This is a genomic window from Streptomyces sp. NBC_01546, assembly GCF_045208355.1.
GTDB lineage: Bacteria > Actinomycetota > Actinomycetes > Streptomycetales > Streptomycetaceae > Streptomyces.
Window position 1 is genome coordinate 5,898,934 of the sequence record NZ_CP109379.1, and the last position, 17,795, is coordinate 5,916,728.

Here is a 17,795-nt window from a genome sequence, read left to right on the forward strand (position 1 = left end):
CGACCGCTCGCCGGGCGCTGTCGCGCCGATCGCCGCCGCCGGCCCCGGCGACGCAGTGCCGGCCACCAGCGTGTCGGCCGCCGCCGGGTGGCCCGTGGCAGCACCGCTCGCCCCCCGGGCCGGGTTCCTGCCCGCGCTGGCCGCCGTCTACCGGGCGCAGCTGTCCCGGGCGAGGGTCGCACGGATCCCGCTGCTGTTCGTCGCCACCTTCCAGTCCGTCGGGATCATGATCCTGATGCGGGGGGTCGTGGACGGGGGCTCGGAGGCCCGGGCCGTCGTGGCCGGTTCCTCGGTGCTGGTCGTCGCCTTCGTCGCGCTGAACCTGCTCGCGCAGTACTTCGGGCAGCTGCGGGCGAGCGGCGGGCTCGACCACTACGCCACGCTGCCGGTGCCGCCCGCCTCGGTGGTGCTGGGCGCGGCCGCCGCGTACGCCTCCTTCACCCTGCCGGGGACGCTGGTCACCGCCGTCTTCGGGTGCGTGCTCTTCGGGCTGCCGATGGGCGGGCTGTGGATCCTGGCCGCGGTGGTACCGCTGGCCGGGGCGGCGCTGGCCGGGCTCGGCGCGGCGCTGGGGCTGCTGGCGCCGAGGCAGGAGCTGGCCACGCTGGCCGGGCAGCTCGGCATGTCGGCGGCGCTGCTGCTGGGCGTGCTGCCGCCCGAGCGGATGCCGGACGTGATCGTGTGGGCGCGGGACCTGCTGCCGTCCACGTACGGGGTGGAGGCGTTCGCGCAGACCTTCGCTCCGGATCCCGACTGGGCCGTCGTCGCCGTCGACCTCGGCGTGTGCGGGGCGGTGGGGGTCCTGTCGCTGGCCGTCGCCACCTGGGCGTACCGGCGGGCGGCGGTCCGCTGACGCCGGTGCCGGACGACACCCCTTGTTCAAGACCTGGCACGATGTGGGGGTGACCGAAGCCGTGACCCCGCCGTCTCCTTTCGACCCGCCGTCGCTCCCGCCCGAGAAGCAGGGGGCCGCCGCCCCGGCCGTCACCCCTGCGGACATCCGGGACGGCGCCGCCGTCGCCCTGGCGGTCGGGGTGGCCGGAGTGCTCCTCGGGCTGCTGTGGGCGTGGCTGGCGCCGCGCGTGCAGTACGTCTCCAACGGGGAGGCGGTGTTCCTGCGCAGCAGCGAGAGCGAGGCGCGGATCGGGTCCGACGGGACCTTCTTCCTGCTCTCGGCGGGCCTGGGCGTGGTGAGCGCCGTCGGCACCTTCCTGTGGCGCCGGGCCGGCGGTGTGCCGCTGGTGATCGGGCTCGGGGTGGGGTCGCTGTTCGCCGCGCTGGTGGGGTGGCGGTTCGGGCTGTGGCTGGGGCCGTCGTCGGACCTGGCCGCCGCCGCGGTGAAGGCGGGCAAGGGGGTTCCGTTCGACGCACCGCTGCAGTTGCTGGCGCACGGGGCGTTGCTGGTCTGGCCGATGGCCGCCGTCCTGGTCCACCTGGGCCTCACGGCCCTGTGGTCACCGCGCGACCCGGACCCGGACCGGGGCTGGACTGGCTACTACCAGGCCCCGCCCGCCCCCGCCGACCCGACCACACCGGAGCCCCCGCGCCCCTGACAGCGGCGCCGCAGACGGTTACGGGCGGGCGATGGGGGCCAGCGTGGCCCCGGTCAAGGCAGCCAGATCCGAGGGGGTGAGCTCGACCTCCAGGCCGCGGCGGCCCGCCGAGCAACAGATGGTGGCGTGCGCCGAGGCAGAGGCGTCGAGCACCGTGCGCAGGCGCTTGCGCTGGCCCAGCGGGGAGATGCCGCCCCGCACGTAGCCCGTGGTGCGTTCCGCCAGCGCGGGATCGGCCATCGCCGCCCGCTTGCCGCCGACCGCCGTCGCCAGGGCCTTCAGGTCCAGCGACCCCGACACCGGGACCACCGCCACCGTCAGCACGCCGTCCACGTCCGCGACCAGGGTCTTGAAGACCTGCGCGGGCGAGACCCCGAGCGCCGCCGCCGCCTCCTCCCCGTACGAGGGATGCGCCGGGTCGTGCTCGTACGCGTGCGTCGTAAAGGGGACGCCCGCCGCCGTGAGGGCCACGATCGCCGGGGTTCCGGCCGCCGCCTGCCTGGGCTTCTTCGCCATCAGTTCGGGCTCGTCGGGGTACGGGTCAGGTCCACCGCCGGCAGCGAGGGGAGGTGGCGGATCACCGCCGTCTCCGTGCGCAGCAGCTTCAGCTCCTCCGCCAGCCGGGTCGCCGTGTCCGGGGCCTGGAGCAGCCGCTGCTTGGCCGGGATGTCCAGCACCGCCGCCGCTGCCACCAGGTACGAGACCACCGACGGCTCGTCGGGGAGTTCCGCACCCGTCAGGGACCGCTCGCGGGCTCCGGCCAGCCGCTTCTGGTAGTTGCGGAACGCCCGCAGCACCCCCTCGGCCAGCGCGCCCGCGCCCTCGCCCGCGTCCTCCGGGAGCTCTTCCAGCTCCGCCGTGAGGAACGGGCCCGAGGAGTCGACCGAAAGCAGCCGGACCCGCGCCGTGCCGGTGGCGAGGACCTCGAAGCTGCCGTCCTCCCGCTCGCGGATCGTCGCCGCGTCCGCGATGCAGCCCACCCGGTGGAAGGCCTGGACCGGGTCCGCGCCGAAGCCGGCGGCCGGGCCCTTCTCGGGCAGGGACGTCTGGTCGGGCAGGCCGGGCGCGGTCGGCGCGACCTCACGGCCGTCGCGGATGGCGACGACCGCGAAACGGCGCGGCTCGTCCTCGCCCGTCTTCAGCAGCTCGCGCATCATGGCGCGATAACGCTCCTCGAAGATGTTCAGCGGGAGGACGAGTCCCGGGAACAGCACCGAGTTCAGCGGGAAGAGGGGCAGGCGAACGGTGGTCACGAGGCACAGGGTAGTGGCCGCCGGGCCGGCGCCGTCACCCCCGCCTCAGCAGCCGGGAGGCCCCCGCCGCCACCGTCGTGGCCAGGATCCACCCCAGAAGGACCAGCGCCGCCGCCCCCCACTGCCAGCCGCCGTCCACCTTCCACTGGGCCTCCTGGCCGAGGTCGATCACCGGGAGCAGCAGGTCCAGGGCGTACAGGGCGGCATCCCACTCGGGGTGCTCGTTCTCCTTGATGGGGGGCGGCCGGTGCTGGGAGAACAGCAGCGCGCCCGCCGCCCACAGGACCGCCATCCACAGCGCGGCCCGGCCCGGGCGGTAGCCGTAGACCACCGTCCAGTCCTGGACGTACCCCCAGGCCTTGGCCGCCGGCGGCAGGGTGCCCCGGCGCCGCCGCTGCTTGGCCAGCAGCACCTCGCGGGCGTCCGCGTCCTCACCGCTGGCCCGCAGCACGGCGGCGAGCCGCTCGTACGGCTCCGGCGAGTACTCGGGGGTCGCCGCCTCCACCCACTCCAGCCGGCGGGAGAGGGGGAAGTGACCCCGGGGGGCGAGGTTTTCGTAGACGAACCCCTCTATGGACACCCCGCCCGGGCCCGGCCAGCTGGTGGAGGTGTCGACGAGCTTGACCACCTTCGCCCCCGACACCACGACCCGCCCGCGCTCCGGCCGCTCGCCCACGAAACGGAACTCGGGGGTCTGGATCCTGCGCAGGGATATCTCCTGCTCCTCCGTGAGTACGAAGCGCGCCCCGTAGAAGTCGATGGCGTCACCGAAACGGCCGTCGTCCAGCCGCATCCCGCCCCGGCACTCGAAGCGCTGCGCGCGCTGGCCGCGCGTCGGCGTCAGGCCCAGGCCGTACGGGGGAGTGGAGGAGTTCGACCCGGGGACGTAGTCCAGCGCGATCGAGGTCAGGTACAAGGTCCGCTCGACGGTCAGCTGCGGGGCGTTGAGCGCGTACCTCCCGTACGGATTGCGCAGGCGGGCCCCGCGCATGTTCATCGACACGCCGACCGTCGCGCCGCGCAGGGACACCTCCCCGTACGTCTCCAGCAGCTCGCCCTGGAAGTCCTGCGCCACCGACATCCCGTCGGCGGTGATCGCCCGGCCCTTGGTGTCCCGCTGCACCACCGCCTGGCTGATCAGCAGGTCCGTGCCGATCTGCGCGTCGGTCAGCCGGATGCCCCGGGCCACCCGGCAGCGCGGCATGTGCAGATCGCCCTCGGTGTGCAGGCGGGCCGCCTCCAGCCGGGGGATCGCGCAGTTGATCAGGCGCAGGGTGCCGAAGCGGGTCTCGGACAGCTGGATCTCGCTGTCGAAGCGGCAGGACTGGAGCTCCACGTACGGGCTGACCGTGCCCCCGGACAGGTCCAGGCGCCCCGTGATCCGTACGCCGCGCAGCTTGAGCGAGGCCACCCGGCCCGGCACCGGGGACGGCCCGTGCAGCAGCAACAGGGCCACCACCCGGGCGCGGACGCTGCGCTCGGCGCCCCAGACGTGCTCGGCGTGCGGATCGTCCCGGTCGGCTGCGCGGACGCTCAGATCGCAGACGCTGCCCGTGCGGTACGCCTCCCACATGCGGTGCTCGACAGCGGTGAGATCCGCCGGTTCCTCGCCCGGGCGTGCCTCGGCCATGGCGGCCCCCCTCCGCTGTCACCTGTACGCATTCAAAAACGTCTGTGATCAACGCTAACGGGGGGCTGTGACAACCGGGGCGTGTATCAGCCAGTGATACAGGCGAACGGTGGCGCTGGGCGGTCTGAGAGAATTGGGAGGTGATCTCTCGTATCGACCTGCGCGGTGACGCCCTCCCCGAGGGCGGCGCCCTGCGCGATCTGCTGCCCCGTGCCGAGTTCGACGTGGAAGCCGCCCTGGAGAAGGTGCGGCCCATCTGCGAGGACGTCCATCATCGTGGCACGGCGGCGCTGATCGAGTACGCGCAGAAGTTCGACGGAGTCGAGCTCTCGCAGGTCCGGGTACCCGCGGAGGCCATCAAGGCCGCCCTGGAACAGCTGGACCCGGCCGTCCGCGCCGCCCTCGAGGAGTCGATCCGGCGCGCCCGGATCGTGCACCGAAACCAGCGCCGCACCGAGCACACCACCCAGGTGGTCCCCGGCGGCACGGTGACCGAAAAGTGGGTTCCGGTGGAGCGCGTGGGGCTGTACGCCCCGGGCGGCCGCTCGGTGTACCCGTCCTCCGTCGTCATGAACGTCGTACCGGCGCAGGAAGCGGGCGTCGAGTCGATCGCGCTCGCGTCCCCGCCGCAGAAGGAGTTCGGCGGGCTGCCGCACCCGACGATCCTCGCCGCGTGCGCGCTGCTCGGTGTCGATGAGGTGTACGCGGCCGGCGGGGCACAGGCCGTCGCGATGTTCGCGTACGGGACCGAAGAGTGCCTGCCCTCCAACATGGTGACCGGCCCCGGCAACATCTGGGTCGCCGCCGCCAAGCGCTACTTCACCGGCAGGATCGGCATCGACACCGAGGCCGGCCCGACCGAGATCGCGGTCCTCGCGGACTCCACGGCCGACCCGGTGCACGTGGCCGCCGACCTGATCAGCCAGGCCGAGCACGACCCGCTGGCCGCCGCCGTGCTCGTCACGGACTCCGCGGAACTCGCGGACGCGGTCGAGCGCGAGCTGGAGCCGCAGGTCGCCGCCTCGAAGCACGTCCACGACCGGATCAAGCCGGCGCTCGCGGGCAAGCAGTCCGCGATCGTGCTGGTCGACAGCCTGGAGGACGGCCTCAAGGTCGTCGACGCGTACGGCGCCGAGCACCTGGAGATCCAGACCGCGGACGCCGCGGCCTGGGCCGCCCGCGTGCGCAACGCCGGTGCGATCTTCGTCGGCCCGTGGGCCCCGGTCTCGCTCGGCGACTACTGCGCCGGGTCGAACCACGTGCTGCCCACCGGCGGCTGCGCCTGCCACTCCTCCGGCCTGTCCGTGCAGTCCTTCCTGCGCGGCATCCACATCGTCGACTACACGCGCGACGCCCTCGCCGAGGTCACCCACCACGTGGTGACGCTGGCCGAGGCCGAGGACCTGCCCGCGCACGGCGCCGCCCTGAAGGCGCGCTTCGGATGGAAGGTGCCGACCGTATGACCCGCATCGGCATCGACGACCTCCCCATCCGGGAGGAGCTGCGCGGCAAGACCCCGTACGGCGCCCCGCAGCTCGACGTGCCCGTCCAGCTGAACACCAACGAGAATCCGTACGAGCTCCCCGCGGAGCTCGTGGCGCGGATCGCCGAGCGCGTCGCCGACGCCGCCCGCACCCTCAACCGCTACCCCGACCGGGACGCGGTCGAGCTGCGCACCGAGCTGGCCGCCTACCTCACCCGTACGGCCAAGCACCCGGTCGCGCGGGAGAACGTCTGGGCGGCCAACGGCTCCAACGAGGTCATCCAGCAGCTGCTGCAGACCTTCGGCGGGCCCGGACGCACCGCGATCGGCTTCGAGCCCTCGTACTCGATGCACGCGCTGATCTCCCGCGGCACCGGCACCGGCTGGATCTCCGGACCGCGCCGGGAGGACTTCACCATCGACGTGGAGGCGGCCGAGCAGGCCATCGCGGAGAACACCCCCGACGTCGTCTTCATCACCTCGCCCAACAACCCCACGGGCACCGCGGTCGAGGCGGAGACGGTCCTGGCCCTCTACGAGGCCGCGCAGGCGGCGAAGCCGTCCCTGGTCATCGTGGACGAGGCGTACGTGGAGTTCAGCCACCGCGACTCGCTGCTGCCCCTCATCGAGGGGCGGCCGAATCTGGTGGTCTCCCGGACCATGTCCAAGGCCTTCGGTGCCGCCGGTCTGCGCCTGGGCTATCTGGCCGCGCACCCCGCCGTGGTCGACGCCGTGCAGCTGGTGCGCCTGCCGTACCACCTGTCGGCCGTCACCCAGGCGACCGCGCTGGCCGCCCTGGAGCACACCGACACCCTGCTCGGCTACGTCGAGCAGCTCAAGGCCGAGCGCGACCGGCTGGTCGACGAGCTGCGGGCCATCGGCTACGAGGTCACCGAGTCCGACGCGAACTTCGTCCAGTTCGGGACGTTCGAGGACTCGCACACCGCCTGGCAGAAGATCCTCGACCAGGGTGTCCTGGTCCGTGACAACGGCGTACCGGGATGGCTGCGGGTCACCGCCGGCACCCCGGCCGAGAACGACGCGTTCCTGGAAGCGGTTCGCGCACTGAAGAAGGAGCAGCACGCATGAGCCGCATCGGACGGGTCGAACGGACCACGAAGGAGACCTCCGTCGTCGTCGAGATAAACCTCGACGGCACCGGCAAGGTCGACGTGTCGACGGGCGTGGGCTTCTTCGACCACATGCTCGACCAGCTCGGCCGCCACGGCCTCTTCGACCTCAGCGTCAAGACCGACGGCGACCTGCACATCGACACCCACCACACCATCGAGGACACCGCGCTCGCGCTCGGGGCCGCCTTCAAGCAGGCCCTCGGCGACAAGGTGGGCATCTACCGCTTCGGCAACTGCACCGTGCCGCTCGACGAGTCCCTCGCCCAGGTGACCGTGGACCTGTCCGGCCGCCCGTACCTCGTGCACACCGAGCCCGAGAACATGGCGCCGATGATCGGCTCCTACGACACGACGATGACCCGGCACATCTTCGAGTCCTTCGTCGCGCAGGCCCAGATCGCCCTGCACATCCACGTCCCGTACGGCCGCAACGCCCACCACATCGTGGAGTGCCAGTTCAAGGCTCTGGCCCGCGCCCTGCGCTACGCCGCCGAGTTCGACCCGCGCGCGGCCGGCATCCTTCCCTCGACGAAGGGCGCCCTCTAGCGTGAACGGGCTCAACACGATCCTGATCGTCCTCGGCCTGTTCCTGGCCGGCGGCGTCTACTCCTTCCAGAAGCAGCAGATGCCCAAATCGGTCGTCATCCTGCTCGCCATCGGCTCCGCGATGTGCCTCGCCGCCGGAGTCCTGCGCATCCAAGGAATCTGGGAATGAGCACTGCACGCAAGACGGTCGTGGTCTTCGACTACGGCTTCGGCAACGTCCGCTCCGCCGAGCGGGCCCTGGCCCGCGTCGGCGCCGATGTCGAGATCACCCGCGACTACGACAAGGCCATGGACGCCGACGGACTGCTCGTCCCCGGTGTCGGTGCCTTCTCCGCCTGCATGCAGGGGCTCAAGGACGCCCGCGGTGACTGGATCATCGGCCGCCGGCTGTCCGGCGGCCGCCCGGTCATGGGCATCTGCGTCGGCATGCAGATCCTCTTCGAGCGCGGCATCGAGCACGGCGTGGAGACCGAGGGCCTCGACGAGTGGCCCGGCACGGTCGGCCCGCTCAAGGCGCCGATCGTCCCCCACATGGGCTGGAACACCGTCGAGGCCCCGGCCGACAGCCAGGCCTTCGCCGGCCTGGACGCCGACGCCCGGTTCTACTTCGTGCACTCCTACGCGGTGCGCGAGTGGAACCTGGAGGTCACCAACCCGGCGATCCGCGCTCCCCGCGTCACCTGGGCCACCCACGGCGAGCCCTTCGTCGCGGCGGTGGAGAACCGGGCCCTGTGGGCGACCCAGTTCCACCCCGAGAAGTCCGGCGACGCCGGAGCCCAGCTCCTCACCAACTGGATCGAGACCCTGTGATGACCGAGCCCGCAGCGAAGCTGGAACTCCTCCCCGCGGTCGACGTCCGCGACGGCCAGGCCGTCCGCCTCGTGCACGGGGTGTCGGGCAGCGAGACCTCCTACGGCTCCCCCCTCGAGGCGGCCCTCGCCTGGCAGCGCTCCGGCGCCGAATGGCTGCACCTGGTCGACCTGGACGCCGCCTTCGGCACCGGTGACAACCGCGCCCTGGTCGCCGAGATCACCGCCGCCATGGACATCAAGGTCGAGCTCTCCGGCGGCATCCGCGACGACGCCTCGCTCGCGGCGGCCCTCGCCACCGGCTGCACCCGCGTCAACCTGGGCACCGCCGCCCTGGAGACCCCCGAGTGGGCCGCCAAGGCCATCGCCGACCACGGCGACAAGATCGCGATCGGCCTCGACGTCCGCGGCACCACCCTCAAGGGACGCGGCTGGACCAGCGAGGGCGGCGACCTGTACGAGGCCCTCGCCCGCCTCGACTCCGAGGGCTGCGCCCGGTACGTCGTCACCGACATCGGCAAGGACGGCACGCTGACCGGCCCCAACCTGGAGCTGCTCCGCAACGTCTGCGCCGCCACCGACCGGCCCGTCGTGGCCTCCGGCGGCATCTCCTCCCTGGACGACCTGCGGGCCCTGTCCGAGCTGGTCCCGCTGGGCGTCGAGGGCGCGATCGTCGGCAAGGCCCTGTACGCCAAGGCCTTCACCCTGGAAGAAGCCCTGAAGGTGGTCTCCGCATGAGCTCCGACGAAGTACGCCGCATCTCGTCCGGCGGCGCCTACGAGGACGTCATCGGCTACTCCCGCGCCGTCCAGCTCCCGAACGGCCTCGTCCTGGTCTCCGGCTGCACCGCGGCCGACGCCAACGGCCCGTACGACCAGGCCGTCGGCGCCTTCGGCGTCGCCCTCAAGGCCCTCGCCCAGGCCGGTCTCGGCGCCGAGCACGTGGTGCGCACCCGGATGTACCTCACCCACGCCCGGGACGTGGACGAGGTGGGCCGCGCCCACAAGGAGCTGTTCGACGCGGTCCGCCCCGCCGCATCCATGATCATCGTCTCCGGCTTCGTCGACCCCAGCATGGTCGTCGAGGTCGAGGTCGAGGCGTACGGAGGTGCCGCATGAGCCTCGCCGTACGTGTGATCCCCTGCCTGGACGTGGACAACGGCCGGGTCGTCAAGGGCGTCAACTTCCAGAACCTGCGCGACGCCGGTGACCCGGTGGAGATGGCCAAGCTGTACGACGCCGAGGGCGCCGACGAGCTGACCTTCCTCGACATCACCGCGTCCTCCGGCAACCGCGAGACCACGTACGACGTGGTGCGGCGGACCGCCGAGCAGGTCTTCATCCCGCTGACCGTGGGCGGCGGCGTCCGCACCGCGGACGACGTGGACAAGCTGCTGCGGGCCGGTGCGGACAAGGTGGGCGTGAACACCGCCGCCATCGCCCGCCCCGAGCTCATCCAGGAGATCGCGGAGCGCTTCGGCCGGCAGGTACTGGTCCTGTCGGTGGACGCCCGCCGCACCGCCTCGGGCTCCTTCGAGGTCACCACGCACGGCGGCCGCAAGGGCACCGGCATGGACGCCGTCGAGTGGGCCCACCGGGCGGCCGAACTGGGCGCCGGGGAAATCCTGTTGAACTCGATGGACGCCGACGGCACCAAGGACGGGTACGACACCGAGATGATCGCGGCCGTGCGCAGGCACGTCACGGTCCCGGTGATCGCCTCGGGCGGCGCGGGCAAGCTGGAGCACTTCGCGCCGGCGATCGCGGCGGGTGCCGACGCGGTCCTCGCGGCCTCGGTGTTCCACTTCGGCGACCTGCGCATCTCCGAGGTCAAGACGGCCCTGCGCGAGGCGGGTCACCCCGTCCGCTGAGACCGGCCGCCCCGCCGCGGGGCTTTCTCAAGATGACGGAAGTCCTTTCTCGAGAAAGCCCTGCGGCGAACTGGAGTTGACCCCTACCCTGATTCACATCGCCGCTGTGGCCGAGGAGATGGGTGGGGACTGTGGCCAAGCTGAGTACCGACGTGTTCGACCTTTCCGCCGGGATCTTCATCCGCTGTCTGCAGGTGGACGACCGGACGACGCACATCCAGGTCCCGTTCAAGCAGCTGAGGGTGATCACCCACGACCCGGTGGTCCTGCAGCCCGGAAACGCCAAACTGCGGCCCACGGACGTCACGGACGAGGACGTCGAGCTGCATTCGCTGGTACAGCGGGGTCTGGAGCTGGGGAAGAAGACGAACATCCCCAAGTACGCGGCGTACATCCAGAGTTTCGTGACCGGGGCACGCGCGGGCGTACTGCCCCCCATCCACCTGTGGACCGAAGAACCGCTCTCCATCGTGCAGTACGCGGAGCTGGGCGGCGCGCAGCAGAACTTCCTCTGTGTCCCCCACGGCACGAAACTGATCGCCATCGACGGCGAGACCCAGCTCGCCAGCCACTACCACCTCCAGCGGGACCCCGCCGTCGGCCAGGAGGCCAAGGACCTGCACGCCACCGCCTATCTCAGCGCCGTGGTGCACGACGACAGGCCCCCGATGGAGGCCCGCAAGTTCTTCTACGACCTCAACGTGCTCGGTGTCCGGGTGAACTCGGCCATCGCGCTCAGCATGGACACCAACGATCCGCTGATGGATGTCGTGGGACGCCTCTCGGAGGAGATCCCGTTCTTCCGGGGGAAGGTCGAGCGGATCTCCCGGCAGATCAAGAAGAACAGCCCCAAGGTGGTCAAGCTCCAGGACCTGCGGCAGTTCGTGATCAACATGGTGCACGGAATCTCGGGTGTGCAGTACGGAACCAAGCCCGCCCCGATCGGCCACGTCGATCTGGCCGACCTGGAATCCGCGGCGCGCGACTGGCTCGCGGCCTACGCCGAGGCCTTCGGCGAGGAGATCACGGACCGGGAGGAGTGCGTCGCGGCCATGGGAAGCGTCTTCGCCGCCGTCGGGGCCATGGGCCGGCCGCTGCTGGAGGCCTCCGGCGAGGAGCGGAGCCTGCGTCTCGAAGGCCTGCTCGCCAGTCTGAAGGCGGTCGACTGGCGCAAGGGCGACCAGTGGCTGGGCACCGTGCTCACCAAGACACCCCAGGGCAGGTACACGATCAACGGGCCCAAGCAGTCCGCGTACGCCGTCTTCGGGGCCCTGAGCGATCCCGCGAGCCCCGCCTACCGGGTCGTCCGCGGGGAGCCGGCCTCACCGGCCCTCTGAGCGGCCCTCCAGTACGCAGAACACGAAAAAACGGCCCCGTCGCCGGGGCCGTTCCTGTCGGCGTGACCGCCGAACTCGTATGCAGACACCGTAACAGGCGGGCCGTCCCCGCCGGGAGAACCTGTGAGCAGCGTTATCGCCTACGTCGACGGGCCCAACCTCGACTACTCCATCCGAGCCACCTTCGGCCACCGCTACCTCTGGCTGGATCTCGCGGCATTGGTGGAGCGGCTGCGGCCCGACGACACCCTCGAGCGCGTCCAGTACTGCACCACCCTGGTCGTGAAGGATCCGGCGGCACTCGCGGATCAGAAGACGCACCTGGACGCCCTCGCCGCGCACCGCCCCCGGGACGTACAAACCGAGCTCGGGCACTACACCGTCCAGAAACCGCGCTGCGCCTCGTGCCGTCAGGGTTACCGGTGCGGTTGTACGCCGCCCCGCCGATTCCGCCGGTTCGAGGAGAAGCGAACTGACGTGGCCATCGGCGCCCGCCTCGTCGAGGACAGTGCGCGCGGGGCCTCGGACATCGCGCTGATCGTGTCCGCGGACTCCGATCTCGTGCCCGCGGTCGAGGCCGCCCGGCGCCTGGACCCCCTGCGCAAGATCTACCTGGCCCTGCCGCCCGGCTATGCGAAGCCGAGCCGGCACTTCCACTCGGTCGGGGCGTTCACGATCAACGAGACCGCGCTGCGCAACAGCCAGCTGCCCGAGACCGTGACCGAGGCCGCCACGGGAGTCGCGTACAGCCGTCCCGCCGGGTGGAAATGAGCCCCGGACAACACACCTAGATGCCCAGCTTGGCCGTCGTCAGCTTCGCGACGGCGTCCTTGTCACCGTCCAGGGTGACGGCGGCGGAGTTCTGGCGGCCGAAGCAGAACAGCGTCAGTTCCCCCGGTTCGCCCGTCACCGTCACCACCGGGGCGCCCTTGTGCGCCACCGTCGTCTGGCCGTTCGGGCGGCGCAGCACCAGGCCGACCGGCGAGCGGCGGCCCGTCAGGCGGGCCAGCTTCTCCAGGCGGGACCACAGGGAGTCCGAGAACACCGGGTCCAGCTCCCGCGGGGACCAGTCCGGCTGCGCCCGCCGGACGTCCTCCGCGTGCACGAAGAACTCCACGGCGTTCGCCGCCTCGTCGATCTGCTTCAGCGCGTACACCGACATCTTCGGCGGGCCGGTGCGGATCAGCCGGATGAGCTCCTCGTACGGCTTGGCCGTGTACTCCGCCATCGCCGCGTCCAGACGGTTCTTCAGCACGTTCAGCAGCAGGCCGCCGGCCGCGTCCGGGCGGCGTTCCCTGACCACCACGTGCGCCGCCAGTTCCCGGCAGGTCCAGCCGTCGCACAGCGTCGGCGCCTCCGGTCCGGCCGCCTCCAACAGGTCGGCCAGCAGCAGCCGTTCACGCTTCGCATGGGTAGACATGCGGGCCAGCCTACGGCTGGATCACGCCGCGCGCCTGCTCATCAGGCGGACAGGGATCCGCGGCGGGCATCGCGGCCCGGCACAATGGCCACATGAGTACGTCCCCCCGCCCCGGCAGCCTCGATCCCGCCATCGCCGCGCGTCTCAAGCGCTCCGCCGACGGCCTGGTACCGGCCATCGCCCAGCAGTACGACACCGGTGAGGTGCTCATGCTCGGATGGATGGACGACGAGGCCCTGCACCGTACCCTGACGACCGGCCGCTGCACCTACTGGTCCCGCAGCCGCCAGGAGTACTGGGTGAAGGGGGACACTTCCGGCCACTTCCAGCACGTGAAGTCCGTCGCCCTCGACTGCGATGCCGACACCGTGCTCGTCAAGGTCGACCAGGTCGGAGCGGCCTGCCACACCGGCGCCCGCACCTGCTTCGACGACGATGTCCTCCTCCGCGACGCCGACTAGGTAGGCCCCACGCACATGGATCTCGATACGTTCCGCAAGCTCGCGGCCGACCGCCGCGTCATCCCCGTGAGCCGCAAGCTGCTGGCCGACGGTGACACCCCCGTCGGGCTCTACCGCAAGCTCGCCGCCGAACGCCCCGGCACCTTCCTCCTGGAGTCCGCCGAGAACGGCCGCTCCTGGTCCCGGTACTCCTTCGTCGGCGTGCGCAGCGACGCGACCCTGACCGTCCGGGACGGCCAGGCGCACTGGATCGGCACCCCGCCCGTCGGCGTACCCACCGACGGCGACCCCCTGGAGGCGCTGCGCGCCACCGTCGAGGCCCTGCACACTCCCCGCGACCTCGCGGGCGGGATGCCGCCCTTCACCGGCGGCATGGTCGGCTACCTCGGCTACGACATCGTGCGCCGCCTGGAGCGCATCGGCGAGCACACCGGCGACGACCTGCGGCTGCCCGAGCTGACCATGCTGCTCACCTCCGACCTGGCGGTCATGGACCACTGGGACGGCACCGTCCTGCTCATCGCCAACGCGATCAACCACAACGACCTCGACACCGGCGTGGACGAGGCGTACGCGGACGCCGTGGCGCGGCTCGACGCGATGGAGGCCGACCTCGCGCGGCCCGCCCCGTACACCCCCACCCCGCTGCCCGCCTCCGAGCTGCCGCAGTTCTCCGCGCTGTGGGGCGGCGAGAAGTACCAGGCCGCCGTCGAGGACATCAAGGAGCGCATCCGGGCCGGCGAAGCCTTCCAGGTGGTGCCCTCGCAGCGGTTCGAGACCCCCTGCGAGGCCTCCGCGCTGGACGTCTACCGGGTGCTCCGGGCCACCAACCCCTCCCCGTACATGTACCTCTTCCGCTTCGAGAACGGCTTCGACGTGGTCGGGTCCAGCCCCGAGGCGCTGGTCAAGGTCGAGGACGGGCGGGCCATGGTCCACCCCATCGCCGGCACCCGGCACCGCGGCGCCACCCCGCAGGAGGACCACGACCTCGCCGAGGAGCTGCTGGCCGACCCCAAGGAGCGCGCCGAGCACCTGATGCTCGTCGACCTGGGCCGCAACGACCTCGGCCGGGTCTGCGAGCCGGGCTCCGTCGAGGTCGTCGACTTCATGAGCATCGAGCGGTACTCGCACGTCATGCACATCGTGTCCACCGTCACCGGGCGGGTCGCCGAGGGCAAGACCGCCTTCGACGTGCTCACCGCCTGCTTCCCGGCGGGCACCCTCTCCGGCGCGCCCAAGCCCCGCGCCATGCAGATCATCGAGGAGCTGGAGCCCTCCCGACGCGGCCTGTACGGCGGCTGCGTGGGCTATCTGGACTTCGCGGGCGACTCCGACACGGCCATCGCCATCCGCACCGCGCTGCTGCGCGACGGCACGGCGTACGTGCAGGCCGGCGCCGGGGTCGTGGCCGACTCGGTGCCCGAGCTGGAGGACAACGAGTGCCGCAACAAGGCGGCCGCCGTGCTGCGCGCGGTGGGAGCGGCGAACCGCCTCCACGGCTCCTGAGGGCGTAAGGGATAGTGGGGTACGTGAGTGCCGTACCCCCGCCCCGAACCGAAACCGACGCCGAGGCCCCCGAGAGCCGCAGCGGCCGCCGCAGCGTGGCCGTCGCCCTGCTGCTCGGCACCCTCGGCTCCACCGTCGTGCTGCTCGCCTCCGGCCGGGTCTGGGCCCGGGGCACCACCGCTCTCGGCGGCGACTCGCTCGCGCTGACCGCGGACGGGCAGGCCGTCACCGGGCTCCCCGCGGCCCTGGCCATCGTCGGCCTCGCCGCTCTGGTCGCCGTCTTCGCCGTACGCGGCAAGGGCCGGCTGCTGGTGTCGGGGCTGCTGGCGCTCAGCGGCCTGGGCGCGGCGCTGACCGCGGTCTTCGCCGCCGACGGCCGCCGGGCCCTGGACGCGGAGGCCGCCCGTACGACCGCGGACGCCGCCGCGCAGGTGGCGGGGCTGACCCAGACCGCGTGGCCGTACGTCACGGCCGCCGGGGCGGCCCTGATCCTGGCCGCCGGACTGCTGGCCCTGCGCTTCGGCGGGAGCTGGCCCGCCATGGGCGGCCGCTACGAGCGCGACGGCAGCCCCCGTACGCGCAAGCCGGCCGTGGTGGATCCGGACCGGCCGGAGGATCTGTGGAAGGCTCTGGACCGCGGCGAGGACCCGACCGGCTGACGCACCCCCCGTGGACGGCGGCCCCGCCCGGTGCGGGACAATGGGCACCGAGCGTTCGACACAGACCGCGCGCTCGACAGAGCACCGCGACAGAGCAACGAGGAGCAACTCATGGCGGGCACAGACCACGGACACACCCCGGCCGCCTGGACCGGTGTCATCATCGCCTTCATCGGCTTCTGCATTTCCGGCGCCTACATGGTGCTCGCGAACCCGATCGGCTTCTGGGCGGGCCTCGTCGTGGTCGCGATCGGTGGCGTCGTCGGCATGGCGATGAAGGCGGCGGGCATGGGTGCGCCGAAGGCCTCCCACAAGGACCTCGCCGAGGTCATCGCAGCCTCCAAGGTCCCCGCCAAGGTCTGAGCGCGGTACCGAGGATCCGAAAGGCGCGGCCCCGTCGGGCTGCGCCTTTTGTCATGACCGGTGAGAATCAGCGGGTGGACGCCTCTCGCACCCCCGACGCCCTGCCGCCGCAGGCCGCGCCCGTCGTACCGATGTCCCGGGCCCGGCGCCTGCGCACACCGGCGCTCACCCTGGTCGCGGCCGCCGCGGCGTTTGCGTACGTGGGCACCGTGGATCCCAACGAACCGGGCCATTACCCGGTCTGTCCGCTGCTGCGGCTGACCGGAATCCTGTGCCCCGGCTGCGGCGGCCTGCGCAGCGCGCACGCGTTCGCCCACGGCGATCTGATCGCAGCTTTCGGGGCAAATGCCCTGGCCGTCACGGGCTACTTCGTCTTCGCCGGATTCATGATCCTGTGGCTGATTCGGGCCTATGACGGCGGGCCCGTGCCCCGACTGGTCTTGCGGCCGCTCCACTGGTGGGGCATCGGCGGGGCGGCCCTGGTGTTCGCCGTTGTCCGAAATCTTTCTTTCGGCTCGGCACTGGCCCCCTGAGGCCCGTACGGGGCCCGGATGAAGCCCCGATTCCGAATGTCCAGTTACTGGGACGGCGTCAACCGCGTGCGGAGGGCAAGGCCTCCTGCGGATACCATTTGATTGCTGACCTTGCAGTTGTACGTGTCTGCAAGGCGGCCGACCGTCATCGACCCGGAAGGGGGCCGCTCGCGTGAGTGTGCTCGACGAGATCATCGAAGGGGTCCGCGAAGACCTTGCCGAACGGCAGGCCCGCGTGAGCCTCGACGAGCTCAAGGAGCGTGCCGCCAAGGCGCCCCAGGCCAAGGACGGCGTCGCCGCACTGCGCGGCGACAGCGTCAAGGTGATCTGCGAGGTCAAGCGCTCCAGCCCGTCGAAGGGCGCGCTGGCCGCGATCGCCGATCCGGCCGGGCTCGCCGCCGACTACGAGGCGGGTGGTGCGGCAGTCATCTCCGTCCTCACCGAACAGCGCCGCTTCGGCGGCTCACTGGCCGACCTGGAGGCCGTCCGCGCCCGCGTGGACATCCCGATCCTGCGCAAGGACTTCATCGTCACGGCGTACCAGCTCTGGGAGGCCCGTGCCTACGGCGCCGACCTCGTGCTGCTGATCGTCGCGGCCCTGGAGCAGGAGGCCCTCGTCTCCCTCATCGAGCGGGCCGAGTCCATCGGCCTGACCCCGCTCGTCGAGGTCCACGACGAGGAGGAAGTGGAGCGCGCGGTCGCCGCGGGCGCCAAGATCATCGGCGTCAACGCCCGCAACCTCAAGGACCTCAAGGTCGACCGCTCCACCTTCGAGCGCGTCGTCCCGGAGATCCCGGCCCACATCGTCAAGATCGCCGAGTCCGGCATCCGCGGGCCGCACGACCTGATCGCCTACGCCAACGAGGGCGCCGACGCCGTCCTCGTCGGGGAGTCCCTGGTGACCGGCCGCGACCCGAAGGCGGCCGTGGCCGACCTCGTCGCCGCCGGCGCCCACCCCGCCCTGCGCCACGGGCGGAGCTGACCCGTCCCCATGGCCCACGACCGCTCCTCCGTCCGCACCCGACCCGGCCGCCGTGGCCCGGTCGGCGTGCCGACGGCGCACGCGCCCCTGGCGCGCGGCTGCCGCCCTCGCGGCTGCCGCGCCCCGGCCCGGCGCGTGCACGGGCGGCGGGTCCGGTACGTGATCGGCTCCGAGCCCGGTCAGGTCAACGGCATGCGATGGCGTCCGGGAGACGCGCCGTAACGAGGGCCCGCAGCGGACGGTACGAGACGTATCGT

The 17,795-nt window shown here is 71.9% G+C and carries 23 protein-coding genes; 19 read left to right on the top strand and 4 right to left on the bottom strand.

The genetic code is table 11. The features are described from left to right. Positions 1–55 precede the first annotated feature (55 nt). Together OHA89_RS26960 and OHA89_RS26965 are read left to right on the top strand one after the other, a co-directional pair. Positions 56–853: an ABC transporter permease gene (locus OHA89_RS26960; RefSeq protein ID WP_374199303.1), complete on the top strand. Its 798-nt coding sequence runs from the start codon at positions 56–58 to the stop codon at positions 851–853. A gap of 49 nt (positions 854–902) precedes the next feature. Then, positions 903–1,553, top strand: coding sequence for a hypothetical protein (locus OHA89_RS26965; protein ID WP_266610236.1), 651 nt, complete (start codon positions 903–905; stop codon positions 1,551–1,553). A gap of 18 nt (positions 1,554–1,571) precedes the next feature. Here the strand turns inward: OHA89_RS26965 and ybaK are convergent, their stop codons facing one another. The 3 genes from ybaK to OHA89_RS26980 are packed head-to-tail and all read right to left on the bottom strand — an operon-like array spanning position 1,572 to position 4,436. Further along, the gene (gene ybaK, locus OHA89_RS26970) at positions 1,572–2,069 is read right to left on the bottom strand and encodes a Cys-tRNA(Pro) deacylase (RefSeq protein ID WP_266610237.1); all 498 of its coding nucleotides are present in this window, start codon (positions 2,067–2,069) and stop codon (positions 1,572–1,574) included. Continuing rightward, positions 2,069–2,806: an LON peptidase substrate-binding domain-containing protein gene (locus OHA89_RS26975; protein ID WP_215146476.1), complete on the bottom strand. Its 738-nt coding sequence runs from the start codon at positions 2,804–2,806 to the stop codon at positions 2,069–2,071. The genes ybaK and OHA89_RS26975 overlap by 1 nt, the downstream gene beginning before the upstream one ends. 34 nt (positions 2,807–2,840) lie before the next feature. Next, positions 2,841–4,436, bottom strand: coding sequence for an oxidoreductase (locus OHA89_RS26980; protein ID WP_266610239.1), 1,596 nt, complete (start codon positions 4,434–4,436; stop codon positions 2,841–2,843). 140 nt (positions 4,437–4,576) lie between these two features. On the opposite strand from OHA89_RS26980, the gene hisD reads away from it, so the two are divergent. The 10 genes from hisD (at position 4,577) to OHA89_RS27030 (ending at position 12,385) form a co-directional block, all read left to right on the top strand. Next, complete coding sequence (gene hisD, locus OHA89_RS26985) at positions 4,577–5,899, top strand: histidinol dehydrogenase (RefSeq protein WP_215146478.1); 1,323 nt, start codon at positions 4,577–4,579, stop codon at positions 5,897–5,899. Next, positions 5,896–7,008 (top strand): histidinol-phosphate transaminase, encoded by a 1,113-nt coding sequence (locus tag OHA89_RS26990; RefSeq protein ID WP_257556738.1) that lies wholly within the window; start codon positions 5,896–5,898, stop codon positions 7,006–7,008. The genes hisD and OHA89_RS26990 overlap by 4 nt, the downstream gene beginning before the upstream one ends. Next, positions 7,005–7,598 (top strand): imidazoleglycerol-phosphate dehydratase HisB, encoded by a 594-nt coding sequence (hisB, locus tag OHA89_RS26995; protein ID WP_215146480.1) that lies wholly within the window; start codon positions 7,005–7,007, stop codon positions 7,596–7,598. Before OHA89_RS26990 ends, hisB begins: the two co-directional genes overlap by 4 nt. Position 7,599: 1 nt before the next feature. Beyond that, entirely contained in the window at positions 7,600–7,767 is a 168-nt protein-coding gene (locus OHA89_RS27000; protein WP_031148344.1) for a hypothetical protein, read from the top strand. After that, the gene (hisH, locus tag OHA89_RS27005) at positions 7,764–8,408 is read left to right on the top strand and encodes an imidazole glycerol phosphate synthase subunit HisH (protein ID WP_257556739.1); all 645 of its coding nucleotides are present in this window, start codon (positions 7,764–7,766) and stop codon (positions 8,406–8,408) included. The genes OHA89_RS27000 and hisH overlap by 4 nt, the downstream gene beginning before the upstream one ends. Beyond that, a complete protein-coding gene (gene priA / locus OHA89_RS27010; RefSeq protein WP_215146482.1) occupies positions 8,408–9,145 on the top strand; it encodes a bifunctional 1-(5-phosphoribosyl)-5-((5-phosphoribosylamino)methylideneamino)imidazole-4-carboxamide isomerase/phosphoribosylanthranilate isomerase PriA in 738 nt (245 codons plus the stop codon). The genes hisH and priA overlap by 1 nt, the downstream gene beginning before the upstream one ends. Further along, positions 9,142–9,525 (top strand): RidA family protein, encoded by a 384-nt coding sequence (locus OHA89_RS27015; protein WP_257556740.1) that lies wholly within the window; start codon positions 9,142–9,144, stop codon positions 9,523–9,525. The genes priA and OHA89_RS27015 overlap by 4 nt, the downstream gene beginning before the upstream one ends. After that, positions 9,522–10,277 (top strand): imidazole glycerol phosphate synthase subunit HisF, encoded by a 756-nt coding sequence (gene hisF / locus OHA89_RS27020; protein WP_215146484.1) that lies wholly within the window; start codon positions 9,522–9,524, stop codon positions 10,275–10,277. Before OHA89_RS27015 ends, hisF begins: the two co-directional genes overlap by 4 nt. Before the next feature lie 131 nt (positions 10,278–10,408). After that, positions 10,409–11,614 (top strand): DNA sulfur modification protein DndB, encoded by a 1,206-nt coding sequence (locus tag OHA89_RS27025; protein WP_215146485.1) that lies wholly within the window; start codon positions 10,409–10,411, stop codon positions 11,612–11,614. Between the two features lie 123 nt (positions 11,615–11,737). Next, positions 11,738–12,385, top strand: a complete 648-nt coding sequence (locus tag OHA89_RS27030; RefSeq protein WP_266610245.1) for an NYN domain-containing protein — start codon at positions 11,738–11,740, stop codon at positions 12,383–12,385. 16 nt (positions 12,386–12,401) lie between these two features. Here the strand turns inward: OHA89_RS27030 and OHA89_RS27035 are convergent, their stop codons facing one another. Next, on the bottom strand, positions 12,402–13,034 hold the full coding sequence (locus tag OHA89_RS27035) for a TIGR03085 family metal-binding protein (protein ID WP_215146487.1): 633 nt from the start codon (positions 13,032–13,034) through the stop codon (positions 12,402–12,404). 92 nt (positions 13,035–13,126) lie between these two features. Here OHA89_RS27035 and hisI point away from each other — a divergent pair, with 92 nt between their 5' ends. The 7 genes from hisI (at position 13,127) to trpM (ending at position 17,760) form a co-directional block, all read left to right on the top strand. Continuing rightward, positions 13,127–13,495: a phosphoribosyl-AMP cyclohydrolase gene (hisI, locus tag OHA89_RS27040; protein ID WP_215146488.1), complete on the top strand. Its 369-nt coding sequence runs from the start codon at positions 13,127–13,129 to the stop codon at positions 13,493–13,495. A gap of 15 nt (positions 13,496–13,510) precedes the next feature. Then, positions 13,511–15,001, top strand: a complete 1,491-nt coding sequence (locus OHA89_RS27045) for an anthranilate synthase component I (RefSeq protein WP_266610248.1) — start codon at positions 13,511–13,513, stop codon at positions 14,999–15,001. Between the two features lie 14 nt (positions 15,002–15,015). Beyond that, on the top strand, positions 15,016–15,660 hold the full coding sequence (locus OHA89_RS27050) for a TIGR02234 family membrane protein (RefSeq protein WP_266610249.1): 645 nt from the start codon (positions 15,016–15,018) through the stop codon (positions 15,658–15,660). Between the two features lie 111 nt (positions 15,661–15,771). Further along, positions 15,772–16,023 (top strand): HGxxPAAW family protein, encoded by a 252-nt coding sequence (locus OHA89_RS27055; RefSeq protein ID WP_266610251.1) that lies wholly within the window; start codon positions 15,772–15,774, stop codon positions 16,021–16,023. Positions 16,024–16,076: 53 nt separating this feature from the next. Next, positions 16,077–16,556: a DUF2752 domain-containing protein gene (locus OHA89_RS27060; RefSeq protein WP_406367308.1), complete on the top strand. Its 480-nt coding sequence runs from the start codon at positions 16,077–16,079 to the stop codon at positions 16,554–16,556. A gap of 172 nt (positions 16,557–16,728) precedes the next feature. After that, positions 16,729–17,538, top strand: a complete 810-nt coding sequence (gene trpC / locus OHA89_RS27065; protein ID WP_215146493.1) for an indole-3-glycerol phosphate synthase TrpC — start codon at positions 16,729–16,731, stop codon at positions 17,536–17,538. Positions 17,539–17,547: 9 nt separating this feature from the next. Next, positions 17,548–17,760: a tryptophan biosynthesis modulator TrpM gene (gene trpM, locus OHA89_RS27070; protein ID WP_251064984.1), complete on the top strand. Its 213-nt coding sequence runs from the start codon at positions 17,548–17,550 to the stop codon at positions 17,758–17,760. Positions 17,761–17,795 lie beyond the last annotated feature (35 nt).

Excerpts from the sequence above, each read along its gene's own strand:
- hisF (WP_215146484.1), top strand. The coding sequence starts at position 9,522 with ATGAGCCTCGCCGTACGTGTGATCCCCTGCCTGGACGTGGACAACGGC.
- ybaK (WP_266610237.1), bottom strand. The coding sequence starts at position 2,069 with ATGGCGAAGAAGCCCAGGCAGGCGGCGGCCGGAACCCCGGCGATCGTG.
- priA (WP_215146482.1), top strand. The coding sequence starts at position 8,408 with ATGACCGAGCCCGCAGCGAAGCTGGAACTCCTCCCCGCGGTCGACGTC.
- OHA89_RS27035 (WP_215146487.1), bottom strand. The coding sequence starts at position 13,034 with ATGTCTACCCATGCGAAGCGTGAACGGCTGCTGCTGGCCGACCTGTTG.
- OHA89_RS27015 (WP_257556740.1), top strand. The coding sequence starts at position 9,142 with ATGAGCTCCGACGAAGTACGCCGCATCTCGTCCGGCGGCGCCTACGAG.
- OHA89_RS27055 (WP_266610251.1), top strand. The coding sequence starts at position 15,772 with ATGGCGGGCACAGACCACGGACACACCCCGGCCGCCTGGACCGGTGTC.
- hisB (WP_215146480.1), top strand. The coding sequence starts at position 7,005 with ATGAGCCGCATCGGACGGGTCGAACGGACCACGAAGGAGACCTCCGTC.
- OHA89_RS26980 (WP_266610239.1), bottom strand. The coding sequence starts at position 4,436 with ATGGCCGAGGCACGCCCGGGCGAGGAACCGGCGGATCTCACCGCTGTC.
- OHA89_RS26990 (WP_257556738.1), top strand. The coding sequence starts at position 5,896 with ATGACCCGCATCGGCATCGACGACCTCCCCATCCGGGAGGAGCTGCGC.
- OHA89_RS27060 (WP_406367308.1), top strand. The coding sequence starts at position 16,077 with ATGACCGGTGAGAATCAGCGGGTGGACGCCTCTCGCACCCCCGACGCC.
- hisH (WP_257556739.1), top strand. The coding sequence starts at position 7,764 with ATGAGCACTGCACGCAAGACGGTCGTGGTCTTCGACTACGGCTTCGGC.
- trpM (WP_251064984.1), top strand. The coding sequence starts at position 17,548 with ATGGCCCACGACCGCTCCTCCGTCCGCACCCGACCCGGCCGCCGTGGC.
- OHA89_RS27045 (WP_266610248.1), top strand. The coding sequence starts at position 13,511 with ATGGATCTCGATACGTTCCGCAAGCTCGCGGCCGACCGCCGCGTCATC.
- hisI (WP_215146488.1), top strand. The coding sequence starts at position 13,127 with ATGAGTACGTCCCCCCGCCCCGGCAGCCTCGATCCCGCCATCGCCGCG.